This window comes from Halopseudomonas sp., assembly GCF_036961105.1.
In the GTDB taxonomy this organism is placed as follows: domain Bacteria; phylum Pseudomonadota; class Gammaproteobacteria; order Pseudomonadales; family Pseudomonadaceae; genus Halopseudomonas.
Genome location: NZ_JBALWW010000081.1, coordinates 1 through 503 on the forward strand (window position 1 = coordinate 1; position 503 = coordinate 503).

1 pseudogene is annotated in these 503 nt (G+C 62.4%); it reads left to right on the forward strand.

What is annotated here, in order from left to right:
• Positions 1-283 precede the first annotated feature (283 nt).
• A pseudogene (locus tag V7756_RS19110) lies at positions 284-503 on the forward strand (lytic murein transglycosylase); the annotation flags it as partial.

The following is a 503-nucleotide window of genomic DNA, read 5'->3' on the forward strand; positions in this document are numbered from 1 at the left end:
GGCGGCAAGCGGCGCACTCCGCACTCAGTGACAGCCGCGCATGAACGTGTAAGTGAAGTCTACCGTGGCGTAAAGCCGCATCGGCCGATCATCACCTGTCCATCAGTCAATCCAGGAAGAGGTCGCGGACTCTAGCATAAAGCCACTGCAGGGGCCACACAGCCCCGCTGGCCGGCGCTTTTGCGCGAAGCTGGCAGGAACCTTCGCGCACCAGTATCCTCCAAGGCAGAGAACAAGAACTTGCCACCACCTTCGGTGCCAGACCGCCTTCAGGAATCCACGCATGCCCCATCCGTTCCACCGCCGCAGCGGAATTCATTTGCTGGCCTCTGCCAGCCTGTTCTGCTTAACGGCCTGCGCCGACACCCAGGCCATTGCCGAGGCCGAACCTAGCCAGATCGCCAAACCGCCAACCCTGCAACCCGCTACAGCGCCGCTGATGGTTGAGCCGGTCATCGTTGCTCGCAGCTTTGCCGACTGGCGCGCCGACTTTCGTGCCGAAG